The 15,377-nt window shown below is 60.7% G+C and carries 17 protein-coding genes; 11 read left to right on the top strand and 6 right to left on the bottom strand.

Going from position 1 to position 15,377, the window contains the following annotated elements; genetic code table 11:
- Positions 1–23: 23 nt before the first annotated feature.
- The 5 genes from BSU04_RS14045 to BSU04_RS14065 are packed head-to-tail and all read right to left on the bottom strand — an operon-like array spanning position 24 to position 5,523.
- Positions 24–896: an ABC transporter permease gene (locus BSU04_RS14045; protein WP_089161161.1), complete on the bottom strand. Its 873-nt coding sequence runs from the start codon at positions 894–896 to the stop codon at positions 24–26.
- Positions 896–1,840, bottom strand: a complete 945-nt coding sequence (locus tag BSU04_RS14050) for an ABC transporter permease (protein ID WP_089161162.1) — start codon at positions 1,838–1,840, stop codon at positions 896–898. The genes BSU04_RS14045 and BSU04_RS14050 overlap by 1 nt, the downstream gene beginning before the upstream one ends.
- Before the next feature lie 7 nt (positions 1,841–1,847).
- Entirely contained in the window at positions 1,848–3,359 is a 1,512-nt protein-coding gene (locus BSU04_RS14055) for an ABC transporter substrate-binding protein (protein WP_089161163.1), read from the bottom strand.
- Between the two features lie 14 nt (positions 3,360–3,373).
- Positions 3,374–4,477, bottom strand: coding sequence for an ABC transporter ATP-binding protein (locus BSU04_RS14060; protein ID WP_089161164.1), 1,104 nt, complete (start codon positions 4,475–4,477; stop codon positions 3,374–3,376).
- Positions 4,474–5,523, bottom strand: coding sequence for an ABC transporter ATP-binding protein (locus BSU04_RS14065; protein ID WP_089161251.1), 1,050 nt, complete (start codon positions 5,521–5,523; stop codon positions 4,474–4,476). The genes BSU04_RS14060 and BSU04_RS14065 overlap by 4 nt, the downstream gene beginning before the upstream one ends.
- 211 nt (positions 5,524–5,734) lie before the next feature.
- On the opposite strand from BSU04_RS14065, the gene BSU04_RS14070 reads away from it, so the two are divergent.
- The 5 genes from BSU04_RS14070 to BSU04_RS14090 all read left to right on the top strand — a co-directional run bounded on the left by BSU04_RS14070 (position 5,735) and on the right by BSU04_RS14090 (position 10,034).
- Positions 5,735–6,598 carry a LysR substrate-binding domain-containing protein gene (locus BSU04_RS14070; protein WP_089161165.1) on the top strand — a complete coding sequence of 288 codons (864 nt, stop codon included), beginning with the start codon at positions 5,735–5,737 and terminating at the stop codon, positions 6,596–6,598.
- 180 nt (positions 6,599–6,778) lie between these two features.
- Positions 6,779–7,057: a hypothetical protein gene (locus BSU04_RS14075; RefSeq protein ID WP_089161166.1), complete on the top strand. Its 279-nt coding sequence runs from the start codon at positions 6,779–6,781 to the stop codon at positions 7,055–7,057.
- Positions 7,058–7,587: 530 nt separating this feature from the next.
- Entirely contained in the window at positions 7,588–7,956 is a 369-nt protein-coding gene (locus BSU04_RS14080; protein ID WP_144021235.1) for a hypothetical protein, read from the top strand.
- A gap of 12 nt (positions 7,957–7,968) precedes the next feature.
- Positions 7,969–8,646 carry a fimbrial protein gene (locus tag BSU04_RS14085; RefSeq protein WP_089161168.1) on the top strand — a complete coding sequence of 226 codons (678 nt, stop codon included), beginning with the start codon at positions 7,969–7,971 and terminating at the stop codon, positions 8,644–8,646.
- A gap of 413 nt (positions 8,647–9,059) precedes the next feature.
- A complete protein-coding gene (locus BSU04_RS14090) occupies positions 9,060–10,034 on the top strand; it encodes a PDR/VanB family oxidoreductase (RefSeq protein WP_089161169.1) in 975 nt (324 codons plus the stop codon).
- On the opposite strand, the gene BSU04_RS14095 is transcribed toward BSU04_RS14090, so the two are convergent.
- Positions 10,031–10,966 (bottom strand): LysR family transcriptional regulator, encoded by a 936-nt coding sequence (locus BSU04_RS14095; protein WP_089161170.1) that lies wholly within the window; start codon positions 10,964–10,966, stop codon positions 10,031–10,033. The genes BSU04_RS14090 and BSU04_RS14095 overlap by 4 nt on opposite strands.
- 119 nt (positions 10,967–11,085) lie before the next feature.
- Here BSU04_RS14095 and BSU04_RS14100 point away from each other — a divergent pair, with 119 nt between their 5' ends.
- From BSU04_RS14100 to BSU04_RS14125, 6 genes are read left to right on the top strand one after another with little or no spacing between them, the layout of a single operon-like run.
- Positions 11,086–12,378 (top strand): aromatic ring-hydroxylating oxygenase subunit alpha, encoded by a 1,293-nt coding sequence (locus tag BSU04_RS14100; RefSeq protein ID WP_089161171.1) that lies wholly within the window; start codon positions 11,086–11,088, stop codon positions 12,376–12,378.
- 1 nt (position 12,379) lies between these two features.
- A complete protein-coding gene (locus BSU04_RS14105; RefSeq protein ID WP_089161172.1) occupies positions 12,380–12,877 on the top strand; it encodes an aromatic-ring-hydroxylating dioxygenase subunit beta in 498 nt (165 codons plus the stop codon).
- A gap of 6 nt (positions 12,878–12,883) precedes the next feature.
- The gene (locus tag BSU04_RS14110) at positions 12,884–13,270 is read left to right on the top strand and encodes a tautomerase family protein (protein ID WP_089161173.1); all 387 of its coding nucleotides are present in this window, start codon (positions 12,884–12,886) and stop codon (positions 13,268–13,270) included.
- Positions 13,271–13,319: 49 nt separating this feature from the next.
- Positions 13,320–13,685, top strand: a complete 366-nt coding sequence (locus BSU04_RS14115; RefSeq protein ID WP_089161174.1) for a hypothetical protein — start codon at positions 13,320–13,322, stop codon at positions 13,683–13,685.
- Positions 13,682–14,233, top strand: coding sequence for a nuclear transport factor 2 family protein (locus BSU04_RS14120; protein ID WP_089161175.1), 552 nt, complete (start codon positions 13,682–13,684; stop codon positions 14,231–14,233). The genes BSU04_RS14115 and BSU04_RS14120 overlap by 4 nt, the downstream gene beginning before the upstream one ends.
- On the top strand, positions 14,230–15,369 hold the full coding sequence (locus tag BSU04_RS14125; RefSeq protein ID WP_089161176.1) for an amidase: 1,140 nt from the start codon (positions 14,230–14,232) through the stop codon (positions 15,367–15,369). Before BSU04_RS14120 ends, BSU04_RS14125 begins: the two co-directional genes overlap by 4 nt.
- Positions 15,370–15,377: the final 8 nt, after the last annotated feature.

Genomic DNA, 15,377 nt, shown 5'->3' on the forward strand with positions numbered 1-15,377 from the left:
GATGAAAGTTGTTGGGGCACAAATCAAAGCTCGCGCGGATCGAGCGCGTCGCGCAGTCCATCGCCGAGCAGGTTGAAGCCGAGCACCGCCAGGAAGATGGCGATGCCCGGAAAGATCGACATCCACGGCGCCTGACTGACGAAATCCTTCGCAGTATTCAGCATCGATCCCCACGATGGCGCGGGCGGTAATTGCCCGAGGCCGAGGAACGACAGGCTGGCTTCCGCGATGATCGCCATCGCGACCGTCAGACTCGCTTGAACGATGATGGGCGGCAGCACGTTCGGAAAAATATAGCGGACGATAATGCGAAAGTGCCCAAGCCCGATAGCGCGCGCACCTTCCACATAATCCTCTGCTTTGACGCTGATCGCCTGGCCGCGCGTGAGGCGCACGAAACGCGGCATGGCCGAGACGCCGATAGCGATCATCGCGTTGGTGAGGCTCGGTCCAAGGAACGCGGCCAGTGCAATGGCGAGGATCAGGAACGGGATGGACAGCAACGCGTCGGTAAAGCGCGAGATGACGCCATCGACGAGCTTGCCGAAGTAGCCTGCGAGCAAACCAAGCGGCACGCCAATGATCACCGCAATCCCCACCGATACCACCCCCGCCAGCAACGAAGCCCGTGCGCCCCACAGCAAGCGCGTGAGCACATCGCGGCCGAGTTCATCGGTTCCGAACCAGTGACTCGCCGATGGCGCTTGCCGCACCGTCATGAAGCTCGCCTGAATGGGATCGTAGGGCGAAAGCCACGGCGCGAAGATGGCCACGAGAATCACCAGCAGCACTATTGCCGCGCCCGCCACAGCCGCACGATTGCGCATGAAGCGACCCACCGCGCGATTGCGTTTGCGCGGCAGAGCTGCTGTTTCCACTTCCACAATAGTCGCCATCAGCTTTTCCTCAGCCGTGGATTGAGCAGAACGTACAAGACATCGGCGAACAGATTCACCACGATAAATCCTACGGCCGTCACCAGCACGACGCCTTGAACGACGGCGTAATCCCGATTGAAAACGGCGTCGACGACCAGCTTGCCGAAGCCAGGGATGGTGAACACTTGCTCCGTCAGCACCGCGCCCGCCAGCAGTTCGCCGAACAGCAACGCAAGTACCGTGACAATCGGAATCAACGCGTTGCGAAAGCCGTGTTTGACCACCACCGTGCCGCGCAAGAGGCCTTTGGCGCGTGCCGTCCGAATGTAGTCGCTGCGCAGAACGCTCAGCATTGCGCTACGCGTATGCCGCATCAACTGCGCGCCAAGCGCTGCGCCCAACACGAACGCGGGCATCAGCATGGTCTTGATGCTTAACCAGAAGTCCTCGGTCGGCGACACGTATCCGGATGAAGGCAACAACTGCCATTTCACCGATACCAAGAAGATCAGGATGATCCCGAGCCAGAAATTTGGAATGGACATGCCGGTGAGCGCCAGAACGTTCGCGCCGTAATCGAGCGCTTTTCCCTTGTTCGCCGCCGATAAAACCCCAAGCGGCATGCCGATGCCAATCGCGAAGATCATCGCCATCACGGCCAGTTGCAACGTTACCGGCAACTTCTGCGCGATGAGTTTGGTCACCGGCACATCGGTTCTCAACGACGCGCCCAGATCGCCATGAAGAATGTCCTTCACCCACAGGGCGTATTGCACGGGCACGGGTTCATCGAGGTGATACTTCAGCCGTAACGTTGCTATGACTTGCGGGTTCTGGTCTTCGCCGGCCATCGCCAGGACCGGGTCGCCGGGCAGCATTTTTTGCAGGCCGAAGATCATCATCGACACCAGGATCAGTGTCGGGATCGCTACAAGCGCGCGGTTGGCGATGAGTCGCAACATGGAAGAATTACCCCTTGATGCTCACGCCACGCAGACGGATCAGGCCGTCCGGATAGGGCGTGAAGCCCTGCACTTTCTTCGACAACGCATACGGCCACGGCTGCGCGTAGAGATAGATGATCGGGTCTTCGTCGGCGAGGATCTTTTGCGCGGCGTCGTAGATCGGCTTGCGCTCGGCCACCGTCGGTTTCACGCGCGCATCGTCGAGCAGCTTGTCGACATCCGGATTGCAATATCGACCGTAGTTCAGATTGCCCTTGCAGGTCACGAACTGGTGCAGGTTGCCATCCGGATCCGTGCGGCCCGACCAGCCGAGATACAGCAATTCGAAGTCGCCTTTCGTCGATGCATTCAGCGCAGCGGCATAGTCAGTCGGACGCAACTTCAGGTTGATGCCGGCCTCCGACAGCATGGCTTGCAGCATCTGCGCCATCTGGTTCGATACCGTGTTGTTACCGAAGGTCAGCTCCACATTAAGTTGCTCGAAACCGGCAGCCTTGAGCAATGCCTTGGCCTTCGGGATATCGCGCTTGGTCGTCTTCAGCGATGCATCGAAGTACGGGCTGTTAGACGGGATCGCCTGAGCGATCGGCGAGAAAATCCCGCCACCGATCACCTGATTGATCGCGTCTCGATCGACGGCAAGTTCGAACGCCTGGCGCACGCGTTTGTCCTTGAATGCCTTCGGCGCGCGCGCTCCATTCGAGACGTTGAACGTCAGGTCGTAGAAGCCCAAACCGCTCATCGAAATGAAGTTGAGGTTCTTGTCGCTTTTCACCGACGCAACATCGGACGGCGCGAGACGTTCCAGCATGTCGAGCGAACCCGAGCGCAGGTTCGCGAGGCGCACGGTGCTGTCGGGAATCGGCTGGAAGATGACCTTTTGGATCGGGTATTTATCGGCGTCCCAGTAGCCCGCGAATTTCTGCAGCACCACGCGGTCGTTCTGCACGCGCTCAACGAATTTGTACGGACCCGAGCACACCGGATGCGTGGAAACGCCCGCGTCATCGGTTAGCGTTTTCGGCGCGAGCATCATGCCGGCGCGGTCGGTGAGCGTGGCGAGCAGTGCAGCGTCCGGTGCTTTCAACACGATCGCGACGGTGAATTCATCGACCACATCCACATGATCGATAGACGCCAGCTCGCTCTTGCGATTGCTCGCGGGCATGGAACGCGCGCGGTCGAGATTCGCCTTCACAGCAGCGGCATTGAACGGCTCGTCGTCGTGGAATTTCACGCCGTGGCGCAGCTTGAACGTAAGCGTCTTGTTGTCGGCGCTCATGCTCCAGGACAGCGCGAGCATGGGCACGATTTTCAGGTCCGGGCCAATATCCACCAGCGAATTGCATAGCGAACTGAACACGATCCGGTCGACCACCTGACTGCTGCGCGCCGGATCGAGCGTGCCAATGTCGTCCTGCAAACCAATCCGGATAGTCGAGCTCGACTGAGCCATCACGGCGCCGGTGCTTGCGACACCCGCGGCGAGCACCGCGGCCAATAAAATGTTTCGCATCTGGACTTCCCCGTTTATCGTTTGTTCGATTGTTCTTTGATCGTGCCGTCGACCTGCGCCTGACGTTGGCGATACACCGCGAGCCGCTCGGTAAGCTTTGGACTGACGATGGAAACGAGCGGCGCGCCGCCACCCGCGTTCTGGATCTCGCGCCAAAAATGGCACGCGACCCGGTGGCCGTTCTCCAGCGTTTCGCTGACCGGTTGCTCGTCAGAGCAGCGGGCCCGTGCATGCGGACAACGCGGATGAAAACGGCAGCCCGAAGGCGGTGCGGTCGGACTCGGAAGATCGCCGGTCAATGAAGGTTTGCTGCGACGCTGACGTGGGCTGCTCGCCGGAATCGCCTGCAATAGAGCCTGCGTGTACGGGTGCAGCGGTTGATCAAAAAGATCGTCCACGTCCGCCATTTCCACAATTTCGCCGAGATACATCACCGCCACGCGATCGCTCATATGGCGGATCACCGCGAGGTCATGCGCGATCATGATCAGCGTCAGGCCAAGCTTCTGCTTCAGCGACTCGAGCAGGTTGATGACTTGGGCCTGCACGGAGACATCGAGCGCGGAGACGGGTTCATCGCCGACGATCAGCTTGGGCTCGCCCGCCAGCGCTCGCGCAATGCCAATGCGCTGCCGTTGACCGCCCGAAAACTCGTGCGGATATCGTTCGGCGTAACCGGGTTGCAATCCAACCGTATGCAGCAAGTCCGAGACGCGCTGCCGAAGTGCCGCGCCTTTCGCGAGACCATGCAAAGCAATCGGTTCACCAATGATCTGGCCCACCGTCATACCCGGGTTCAGCGACGCGAACGGGTCCTGAAAGATGATCTGCATCTCGCGGCGCAGGCGGCGCATGGGCTCGGTGCCCAGATGCGTGATGTCCTTACCTTCGTAGATCACCCGGCCTTCGGTGCTATCAATAAGACGCAGCAACAATCGTCCAAGCGTCGACTTGCCGCAACCCGATTCCCCGACGATCGCAAACGTCTCGCCCTTCTGCACGGAAAACGAAACGCCGTTCACTGCGTAGACCGTCGGTGTACGCGTGAACAAATTGCGGGTCCCGCCGAAGTGCTTGGTCAGGTCCCTGGCTTCAATAATGGGAGCGGCGAAGTTCATGCCACGGCCCCACTCAGCGTGTGCTCGACCGGCGCGACCCAGCACGCGACTCGATGCGTTCCGCCAAGCTGTTTATCGGGAGGCACCGCGTCGATGCACCGCTGCTCCACGAACGGACAGCGCGGCGCGAACCGGCACCCCTTTGGCATTTGTTCCGGCGACGGCACGGAACCGCGAATGGTGGCGAGCGCGCCTTCGCGTTTTCCCACCGATGGAATCGCGCCCATCAAACCGATGGTGTATGGGTGCTGCGGGTCATCGAAGATTTCATCCACCGAGCCATATTCCACGATCCGTCCCGCATACATCACCGCGACGTAATCGGCCACTTCGGCCACCACGCCGAGGTCGTGGGTGATCAACACCATCGCCGTGCCGGTTTCGGCCTGCAGGCTGCGCACCAGCAATAAAACCTGCGCCTGGATGGTGACGTCGAGTGCGGTCGTGGGTTCATCGGCAATCACCAGTTGCGGGCGATTGGCCAGCGCCATCGCGATCATCACGCGCTGGCGCATGCCGCCGGACAGCTCGTGCGGATACGCGTCGAGCCGCGTTTGCGGCGCGGGAATGCGCACGAGGCGCAGCATATCCAGCGCTTCCTTGCGCGCCGCCGCACCGCTCAAACCGCGATGCCGCTGCACGCATTCCGCTATCTGGTGCCCGACGGTGAACGCGGGATTGAGCGAGGTCATCGGCTCCTGGAAGATCATCGACATCCGGTTGCCGCGGATATCGGCGAGTTCGCGTTCGCCCAGCGTGAAGAGATCGCGGCCGTCGAAGATTGCCTTCCCCGAGACAATATTGGCCGGCGGACTGGGCAGCAAACCCATCAACGCGAGCGACGTCACGCTTTTGCCACAGCCCGATTCCCCGACGATGCACAGCGTCTCGCCCGCATTCACGGAGAACGAGACGTCCTCGACGAGATTCGGAACATGCGCGGCGCGCGAGAATTTCAGCGAGAAACCGCTGACTTCGAGTACAGGATGTCTGGCCGCCGGATTGACCTGATCGTGGCGATCAGGCTGGCGATCGGGCTCGTTCAGGGGCAGCTTGCTTAACGTCGACAAATTCAACACTCCGCTGCGGGGCGATACAGGCGGCTAGCCGGGAATCTTGTTCTCTCTCGGCGATAGAGCGGCCGCCCGTCGCCAAAACTTTCAATGAAGTAATTATGTCGGCCTAAATGCATCAGGAAATATTAAACTTTCTTTTTGATGCTTAACTTTTCCTTGAATGACTCATGTCATCTAATTCATGCCGACCATTCGAATGCTGAAGACGTTCCGGGCGGTTGCGCGGACAGGATCGTTCGCGGCCGCAGCCGATAAGGTCGCGCTCACCCAGGCAGCGGTCAGCTTGCAGATGCGCGGGCTGGAGCAAGCGTTGGGGCGGCAGCTTTTTGACCGCAGTGCGCGTCAGATCACGCTGAGCCGGCAGGGGCACGAGATTCGGCCGAAGGTCGAGCAGATCCTCGATCTACTCGATGAGCTCGAAGCTACGCCCGCTGGGTCGATGCAGGGGCCTGTGGCAATTGGCGCGGTTGTCTCGGTGATCCAGGCGCTCTCACTGGGAGTTGCGCGGCTAAAGACGGCTCATCCCGGATTGGACGTAAGGCTGCTGTCGGCCCGTTCGGACGAGCTGACGGTCATGGTGGAGCAAGGCGAGGTGGACATTGCAGCGGTCGTGGCGCGTCCAGACCAGATCCTGCCCGATACGCTTAAATGGACTCCGCTCTACACGGAGCCGCTGATGCTGATCGTGAGCCACGAGATCACCGATACCGATCCGCGCCGGATTTTGGCGTCACACGGGTTCCTGCGTTTCGACCGGCGCGTGCGAACCGGCGTGGTCGTGGATCAAGCGCTGACGGCGCTTGGGCTGGAGGTGACCGAGTATCTGGAGCTGAATTCCATCGAGACGATCGTGGCGCTGGTGAGGAAGAACGTAGGGGTGACGGTGCTGCCGCAACTGCATAGGGCGGGATGGCAGACCGATCCATCGTTGCGGCTGATATCGATTGCGCAGCCGGCAATCATGCGCACGGTCGGGATGGTCGAGAGGGCTTCGTACGGGCGCACGGGGATCACGGCGGCGATCATCGAAACGCTTCACGACTAGATTGCGCGTGCTCGGCGGTCCGCGAAGCCGCATCTCATTATTAGCAAATTCCGAAGAGTCAATTGCATCCTATCGATACAATAAATTGATAGTAAGGGTATACACTGCATTTCATCGACGCAGTGAGCAGAAAAACCAAGCCGCTGCGCCCCTTAAAACTCATGCAAATCGGAGCACATCATGAACAAGAATCTTATCGCCGCCCTGTTGGTCGCCGCTTCCGCAGCCTTGGCTGCCCCCGCATTCGCCAGCAGCGGCTACGGCCCGGCACCGTCGTATAACCCGAGCGTCGGCGCACCGGCATCGCAACGCGGCCAAAGCGCACAAACCGTTGCAGCGGAACAAGCGCAAGCTAACTCGAACGCAACGTCGTCCTACGGTGGCGTGCAAGACACGCAATCGCAATCGGGCAGCCGCGTCCGTGCGAACACCACGCAATCGCTCTACTCGCATAACTAATTCTGCTGGTTTGCCGAGGGCGCGATCAGTCGGTCTGAACAACATCCGCGCCTGACGTAACACCAGAAAGCAGAAAAGCCGATGCCGGATGAACATATGTTCATCCGGCATCGGCTTTTTACTGCGTCAAAAGCGCATCGAGTAAGTGGGGATCCGCGCACTAAACATCTCGTCCGGTGCTGCCAACGAACGATGCCATTTTTAGAAGGCTGCACGCGACAAGCGACAGCGCACTTTCTCTTTCGGATATCGCACCGAGCCTCCAGCAATGGCCCGTGGAGCGACTGAATGCTGGCGTCGCTGCCCCGGCATCCCATGTCAAATCGCTGCCAAGAATGAAATGCTCTGGCGACAACTCTGGAGTTGACCGCGGTCGCCCTGTTCGTGGATCGTCTCCTGTCGTGCTTGGGGCGGTTTCGGTTTACGCGGCTGCCATCGTGTTTAAAACCGCAAGGGTATGAAGCTATATGACAGTTCCGGGCAGACCGGGTGACCGGTATCGCATCGATGGCTTATCACTGACGGCCCACGTGTCAACGATCGGTCGAACCTTGCGCGCGTGCCTTCTTTCCGGCCTGGTCACCCTCTTGCTCAGCGCGCTTTTTGTTACTCCGGTTTCCGCCGCGATCACATGCAATCCGGGTAACGTGAACAAGGTGCTGGCAGCAGGAACGATCGTCATTCCGATGAACGCGCCATCTGGCACCGTGGTAAGCACTGTCGCGCCAGCCGGTTTCCTGATGAATTGCTCTTTTCTAAATAGCAGCCCGTTCAATACTTCGGCAACTGTCTACATTCAACTTACGGTGACCGCCGCGCTCGCGCCTGGCTTCACAGACGTGTACAAGACCGCTATCGATGGCCTTGGTGTTCGATTCGTCTTCGACGCCCCGGCTTGAAATTCCAGCAATTTGTCGCTCAGTAACAGCCTGCTGCGAATACCGTGTAATCTCTCGGGTCCGCTGGCTGGGCCGAACATCGTCACGAACCTTACAGTCACGACAATTTTCGTTGTCTACGGTGCAGTCAAAGGCGGCGCGACAACGCTGTCCTCTATTCCCGTGCTGAGCGAGGCCTACGAGACATCGGATAACGTAGGCAAAATATGGCCCCAATCGTCGCCCGTCTACACAGGCAGTGCCACTGGCACGCTTAACACGGCAACGTGTTCCGTACAGACCCAGGACATCGCCGTTCACCTCCCCACGCCCGCCGTAAGAGCCTTTGCCGCCGGTGTGGGAGCAGTCGCCGGAAGGACAGCGTTCCATTTGGATTTCACGTGCTCGACCGGTGCACAGGTATCCATCGTGATAACGGATGTTGTCACTCCAGCGAATCGATCGAACGTGCTCACGCTGTCGCCCGAGTCCACCGTAACGGGGATTGGCGTGCAGGTATTGAAAGGCGACGGCACCCCGGTCGTCTTCGGACCCGACGCGGTAGGCGTGGGCGTGGTGAACCAGTGGCAGATCGGAGCTTCGCCCAACGGCGTACTTGTACTGCCTTTGTCGGCGCAATACATCCGCACGGGGGCCGTCAGGCCCGGCTCTGTCAAAGCGATGGCGACGTTCACCATGTCGTACAACTAGGCGGACAATCGAGCCGCGATTTCAACGCGCGCTGCAAGGTAGCCGTGGGCGAAATAACGCCCACGCAACGCCCACGCAACGCCCACGCGCGCAGAAACGGTCCAGCCGACCCGATTACCGGTCCTGAATTGACCGCACCCATTGCCTGCCAAGCAACACCGATCTGTCGATTATCGAAAGTGTGCAGCCGCCCTTGAATGCATCTTGAGCAGGGCGATGAGTCTGACGCACGCGTCGATACTCTCCGCAGGGATGCGACCGTATTACCAACGAAATAAGCCAGACTGATATAGCAATCGATTTATTATCGATTTGGCCTATCGGGCATCTAGCTGTATTTTTCTGACAGCGCGCTCCGGCCAAATCCCTCGATGTCGTTGCGCGCTTCAATCGTAAAACAGCCCCCATAAGCCATGAGTTCTTCCGTTATCACTGTTTGCGTCGATGCTGTGCGCGACGAAGCTCCCGGTATTCGCTCCTACGCCATCTCTCGCGTCGACGGCGCACCGCTCGACGTGTACGAGCCGGGCGCTCACATCGACGTAACCAGCCCATCCGGCGTCACACGACAATATTCGCTGTGTGGTGACCCTGATCTGAGAGAGCAGCATCTTTTCGCGGTCAAACGTGAAGGCGCTTCACGTGGAGGATCGAGTTCATTGCACGACCACGTGGAAGCCGGAGCGCATCTGCTAATCGGGCCGCCGCGCAGCCTGTTTCGGCTCGACGCGACGGCCAGCGAACATATCCTGATCGCGGCCGGGATTGGCATTACGCCGCTGCTCAGCATGGCGTACCGCCTGGTTCGCCAGAATGCGTCGTTCAAGCTGCACTATTTTGTTCGCGACCAGGCCAGCGCCGCATTCCTCCCCTTGCTCTTGCAGCCGCCATTCGCCAATCACGTGGCGCTTCACTGCGGCGTCGAACCGGATCGAGCCGATGCAGAAGTGGCAGAGTGTTTCGTGGGCGTTGCGCCCAGCGCCCACGTCTACACATGCGGCCCGGGCGCGTTCATGGATTGCGTGGTGAACGTGGCAGAACGATACGTTCCCGCCGAATCAATCCATCTCGAACGGTTTTCCGCCGGTCCCGCTACGACCACCGACGCGGCTCCCACTGTCGATTTCTTCGACGTGGAAATCGCCAGCACAGGCTCGAGAGTGCGAGTGAACAAGGGCATGTCGATAGTGGAGGCGCTCGCGTCCATCGACATCCTCGTCGATACCTCTTGTGGCGAAGGCGTCTGCGGCACCTGCATGGTCGATGTCGTCGGCGGCGAGCCGGAACATCGCGATCACTGCCTGAGCATGTCGGAACGCGCGAGCGGCACCGTCATTTGCTGCTGCGTCTCGCGCTCGCGGTCTCCCGTATTGGTGCTCGACCTCTAGGCGTCAGCCTGCGGAAACTGATCGAAGGTCTGCACCCTCTCGCTCAGCAGTTCGCGCAGCCAGACGTTGCCTTCGTCGTTGTCGAAGTTCTCGTGCCAATGCATCGTGACGGTCGCACCGGGTAGTTGCACCGGCAGTTCGTAGATCTGGAAGCGGCCATCGCGGTTAAAGATCTGGGCCAGCCGGCGCGGCAGAGTTGCGTAGTAATCCGTGACGCCGAGCACACTGGGCAACGCGACGAAGTGCGGCAACTCGAGCAACGTATTACGCCCGACCCCTTGCGAGCGGAACGCATCTTCCAGCGCATGGTGACTGTGCTCAACGGACAAGACCTGCACGTGCGGCGCTTCGGTGAACGCGGCCAGATCGATTTGCGCGCCGCGCGGCAACCCGGGGCGCTTACGCGTCATGCAGACGTACGTCTCATCGAATAAAAGCCGATGGCGCGTCCGCGCCGTGAGCTCCGGCAAATTGCCGATCGCGAAATCGAGCCGGCTTACTCTCAACGCTTCTTCAATCGCTTCCACGGGCGTCGGCTCTATGCGCAGCTTCACGCGCGGCGCAAGCCGCTGCAAAGCCGCGCAGATCGGCGGCAGATACGCCAACTCCCCCGCATCCGATAACGACAGCCTGAAGGTCCGCGTACTGATGGCCGGATCGAACCGTTCCGCATAACGCAGCGCTTCGCGCACCGTGTCCAGCGCCCGCGCGACGATTGTCGCCAGTTCGAGCGCGATGGGCGTCGGCTGCATGCCAACGCGCGTGCGAATAAAAAGGGGGTCGTCGAAGAGCGTGCGCAAGCGCCCGAGCGAATAGCTGACCGCCGGCTGCGACAGGGCCAGCCGCTGCCCCGCACGCGTCAGGCTGCGCTCTTCGATGATCGCGTTAAAGACGCGCAGCAGGTTCAGATCGACGTGATCGATGGAGGTCATGATATTTGCCGCATTGATGGACCTACCGATTTTAGATGAATTTGACCTATGCACCCTGCCGGCCGACACTTCAATCCATAACTAGCGTCACGGCCCTCTCCACTTTACCCAGGTCATCGATGAGCGATTTCCACCCCACGGCCTATCAGGCCATCGACACCAGCGCGCTCTACAAGCGTGCGGAAGCCGACCGCGTTTCGCCGTCGCTTTATAACGATCCGGCGATTTTCGAAGCGGAACTCGAACGCATCTTCTACAAGACGTGGATCTGGGTTGCACATGAAAGCGAACTGCCGAAACCGGGCGACTTTCGTACCACGACAATCGGGCGCCAGCCGGTGATCGTGGTCCGCGACAAGACCGGTGAAATCAACGTGCTCGAGAATCGTTGCCGCCATCGCGGAGCGACCGTGTGCGAGCAGCACAAAGGCAACGCGCGCGGCTTTACCTGCCCTTATCACAGCTGGTCGTACGGACTCGACGGCGCACTGCGTGCGCTGCCGTATGGCGATGGCTACGAGGGTATTGTCGATAAGACCGAACTGCCGCTGAAAAGCCTGCGCGTCGGGATCTATCAGGGACTGATTTTCGCGAGCTTCGATCAGTCGATCGAGCCGCTGGAGGATTTCCTTGGCGGAGCGAAACCGTGGATCGACTTGTTCATGAAACAGGGCGCGGGTTTTCCGGTCAAGGCCAACGGCGAACACAAGTTCAAGTTCAAGGGTAACTGGAAGATCCAGCTTGAAAACACGACCGACCTGTATCACTTTCCGGTAGTCCACAAGTCGTGGATGAAAACCATCGACGACGAAACCGCTGCCGCCATCACCAGCTTCATGACCAGCGACAAAGCGTTTTGCCGCTCGTTAGGCAACGGCCATAGCCTTGCCGTGCTTGTGCCTGAAATCGTTGATCTGGACGAAGACAACGGTGCGCCGATTCCGGCGCGCTACGAAGCCCTGGCAGAGTCTTTGGCCAAGGACTATGCCGCCGATCAGGTGAGGCGAATCGTTCGCTCGCTGATGGGCGTCGGCTTCAACCTGAACCTGTTCCCGAACCTGGCGTTATCGATGGCATTTTTCCGCGTGCTGCGGCCCATTTCCGTCGAGGAAACCGAGATCCGTCATGTGGCGCTCGGCATGGACGGCGGTCCTGAGGAAGCCAACCGCGCGCGCTTGCGCGTGCATGAACATTTCCAAGGCCCGTTCGGGTTTGGCAGCCCCGACGATGCCGAAGCATGGGAGCGTGTGCAGCGCGGCTCGCACGCGGGGCCCGACGTACCGATCCTCGTCAATCGCGGATTGAATCGCGAAACCACGGCGGCGAACGGCGAAAAAACGGCGCATGCCACCGACGAAACCGGCATGCGCGCCGCCTACGCGAAATGGCGCGAGATGATGGAGCAGCAATAACATGGACGATACCAACGCCCTCCTCACGCAGCCGGTGTTCGCGCAAGCCGTGCAGTTCATCTGGCGTGAAGCCGAGATTCTGGATCGAAAGGATTATCGTGCGTGGCTTGATCTGTGGTCGCCCAACGGGTTCTACGTGGTGCCTATTGATCCGCTCGCGACCGACTTCGCGGCAACGCTGAACTACGCCTATGACGATCACCACATGCGCGAGTTGCGCGTGCAGCGCCTGAGCTCAGGCTATTCACCGAGCGTCACGGACGCCGCGCGCACGGTACGCACCGTGTCGCGCTTCACAATGTCGAGTGACTCGGTGGACATGGTCGACGTACGCAGCGCGCAGGTCATTGTCGCGTACAAGCGCGGTGTCAGCACGCTGTTCGCGGCGGACGTGGAGCATCGCATCGATCTGTCCGACGGTGGGCCGCGCATTGTGCAAAAGGTCGTGAGGCTGATCGATTCCACCGACGCGCTCAACGCAATCGGTTTCCTGCTCTAGTTCGCCATGCCAACGCTCGAAGTATTTCTTCCCGAAGGTCACACGCCGGCCGTCAAGGCTGGGTTGATCGCTGCGCTGACGACCGCGACCGTCGACTCGATTGGTGCGCCGGCTGAATCGGTTCGCCTGCTGATCAACGAGCTGCCCGGCACGAACTTCGGCATAGGAGGCAAGACGGCGGCGAACGGCGCCTCAGCTTCGCTACCCGTGATCGTCGCCATTCTGATCGCGGGGCGCACGCAGCAGCAGAAGGGGGCGTTGATCGCCGCGTTGAGCCACACGTGTGCCGGGATACTGGACGCGCCGCTGGCGGCGATCCGCGTGATGATCAAGGACATACCGAATACCGACTTCGGCATTGCGGGCACGACAGCGAAGGCACTTGGGCGCTGACCGCGCTCGCTACACTGGCCGTCCGATCAAATTTCAGGAGAGATCCACCATGGTGGACACCGTATCGTTGCCTCTGCGCGTACTGTTTTGCTGCGGCGTGACCCAGAATTTCTTCGACCTTCCGCGCGAGCAGATCGGCACGGTCTGGCAGGCGTACGGCGTGATGCTGAAGAGCATCGAGGCTATGGAAGGGGTCAAGGTCCTCGGCATCATGGACGACGACCGGCTCGTCGTGGGTCAGGCGGACGGCGCACCTTGGACCTTCTACATCATGGCCGACGTCGACAGCTTCGACACGGCGGCCGCCGTCTGCAACCTGTACCGGACCACCCCGGTGGGCGAATACAACCTGTGGCGCTACGGCAAGATCGAAGCCCGCATAGGACGGGCACTGACCGTGCCGAACCCGACATGAACGAGCTAATGAACGAGACGCTGGCCGCTCTGACAACCCGGCTCGCCGCGCTCGAAGCCGAGCGCGCGGTGCGCCGGACCATGATGCGATACATGGCGCTCTGCGACGTTCCATCGGGCGGCCAACCGTCCGAGACGCTTGGTGAGCTGTTCAGTGAAGATGCCATATGGCAAGGCATCGGCCCCGAGTACGCAGAGAAGTTCGGCGCGCTCACCGGCCGCGAAGCGATCGTCGCGATGCTTGCTCGCTATCTGCCGCCCACGCCGCATTTCAGTGTGAACACGCACTTCATGGCATCGGAGACTATCGATGTCGACGCCGCCACGACGCGTGCCACAGGGCGCTGGATCATGTTGCAGGCATCGGGGTACGTGGCGGGCGGGGCCGAGCTGGTATCGGCGAGACTTGAAGTGGATTTCGTGCCGGCCGCCGATGACAAACGCTGGCTCATCAAGCATTTCCGCACGCAGCGCCTGTTCGATGCGCCGTGGCAGGTTCATCCCTCTTCCACCGGCAGCTTCGGCGCCTCAGGCACTCCCAGGCAATGAACGAATTCATCAGCGAATTTACGCTTGGCGACGCCGACGGCCCGAGCATTGCGCTCAAGGACACGATCGACATCGCGGGTTATCCGACCACGGCGGCAAGCCGCGCGCTGCTGGACGCGCCGCCGGCGCAAAATCATGCGGAAGTGGTGGACCTCCTGCTCGCGCAAGGATGGCGCGTGGTCGGCAAGACCAACATGCACGAGCTGGCGTTCGGCATGACAGGGATCAACGACTACACCGGCACGCCCGAGAATCCGCAGGACGAAACACGCATTCCGGGTGGCTCGTCGAGCGGGTCGGCGGCGGCAGTCGGGTTGCATCTGTCGAGCGCGGCGCTCGGCACCGACACCGGCGGCTCGGTGCGCGGTCCTGCTGCTTGCTGCGGCGTGATCGGCATGAAGCCGACGTTCGGTCGCGTATCGCGACGCGGCGTTGCGCCGGCACGGAGCACGCTCGATTGCGTCGGACCGTTTGCGCGCGAGATGCTGACGCTCATCGACGTGATGGCAGCTATCGCCCCCGGCTTCGACGAAGGCGTCGCGAGCACGTTACCCTCTTCGCTCAGGATCGGCGTGGTGTCAGCCGATGCGACCCGCGAGATCAGTGAGGCCGTGACGAACGCGCCGTCGCTTGCGGGCTTCCCATCGCAAGGCATCGAGTTACTTAACCTGCGCGCCGCTTTCGACGCGGGTCTGACCGTGATCAACGCCGAAACGTGGGCCGCGTTCGGTCATCTGCTCGAGACGGGCAAGCTCGGTGCGGATCTGGAGGCACGCCTGCGGGTCGCATCGAAGACGACAGAGGCTGATCTTGCCGTCGCGGAGTCGGTGCGTGCACGCTTTACCGCCGAGGTCGATCATGCATTGCAAAGCGTCGATGCCATCGTGCTGCCGACACTCCCCGCGCTGCCGATCACGCTCGAGGCGGCGAGGAACGGTACGTCGGTCATCGCTATGTCGTCGTTGATCCGGCCGTTCAATCTCAGCGGTCATCCGGCGCTGAGCCTGCCCCTGCCGATTGCCGGTTCGCCTTTGCGTGCCGGTCTGCAGATCGTCGGGCGCAAGGGCGCGGACGAACTCGTTTGCGCTATCGCTGCATGTTTTGAAGCTTGTCTTGAAGGCGCGTTCGCTCAATGATCGGAGAC

It is taken from the genome of Caballeronia sordidicola, from assembly GCF_002220365.1.
In the GTDB taxonomy this organism is placed as follows: domain Bacteria; phylum Pseudomonadota; class Gammaproteobacteria; order Burkholderiales; family Burkholderiaceae; genus Caballeronia; species Caballeronia sordidicola_C.

What these genes read in the sequence shown, in the direction of transcription:
- BSU04_RS14045 (WP_089161161.1), bottom strand. Translation starts at nt 896, where the DNA reads ATGGCGACTATTGTGGAAGTGGAAACAGCAGCTCTGCCGCGCAAACGC.
- BSU04_RS14050 (WP_089161162.1), bottom strand. Translation starts at nt 1,840, where the DNA reads ATGTTGCGACTCATCGCCAACCGCGCGCTTGTAGCGATCCCGACACTG.
- BSU04_RS14055 (WP_089161163.1), bottom strand. Translation starts at nt 3,359, where the DNA reads ATGCGAAACATTTTATTGGCCGCGGTGCTCGCCGCGGGTGTCGCAAGC.
- BSU04_RS14060 (WP_089161164.1), bottom strand. Translation starts at nt 4,477, where the DNA reads ATGAACTTCGCCGCTCCCATTATTGAAGCCAGGGACCTGACCAAGCAC.
- BSU04_RS14070 (WP_089161165.1), top strand. Translation starts at nt 5,735, where the DNA reads ATGCCGACCATTCGAATGCTGAAGACGTTCCGGGCGGTTGCGCGGACA.
- BSU04_RS14075 (WP_089161166.1), top strand. Translation starts at nt 6,779, where the DNA reads ATGAACAAGAATCTTATCGCCGCCCTGTTGGTCGCCGCTTCCGCAGCC.
- BSU04_RS14090 (WP_089161169.1), top strand. Translation starts at nt 9,060, where the DNA reads ATGAGTTCTTCCGTTATCACTGTTTGCGTCGATGCTGTGCGCGACGAA.
- BSU04_RS14095 (WP_089161170.1), bottom strand. Translation starts at nt 10,966, where the DNA reads ATGACCTCCATCGATCACGTCGATCTGAACCTGCTGCGCGTCTTTAAC.
- BSU04_RS14100 (WP_089161171.1), top strand. Translation starts at nt 11,086, where the DNA reads ATGAGCGATTTCCACCCCACGGCCTATCAGGCCATCGACACCAGCGCG.
- BSU04_RS14105 (WP_089161172.1), top strand. Translation starts at nt 12,380, where the DNA reads ATGGACGATACCAACGCCCTCCTCACGCAGCCGGTGTTCGCGCAAGCC.
- BSU04_RS14110 (WP_089161173.1), top strand. Translation starts at nt 12,884, where the DNA reads ATGCCAACGCTCGAAGTATTTCTTCCCGAAGGTCACACGCCGGCCGTC.
- BSU04_RS14115 (WP_089161174.1), top strand. Translation starts at nt 13,320, where the DNA reads ATGGTGGACACCGTATCGTTGCCTCTGCGCGTACTGTTTTGCTGCGGC.
- BSU04_RS14120 (WP_089161175.1), top strand. Translation starts at nt 13,682, where the DNA reads ATGAACGAGCTAATGAACGAGACGCTGGCCGCTCTGACAACCCGGCTC.
- BSU04_RS14125 (WP_089161176.1), top strand. Translation starts at nt 14,230, where the DNA reads ATGAACGAATTCATCAGCGAATTTACGCTTGGCGACGCCGACGGCCCG.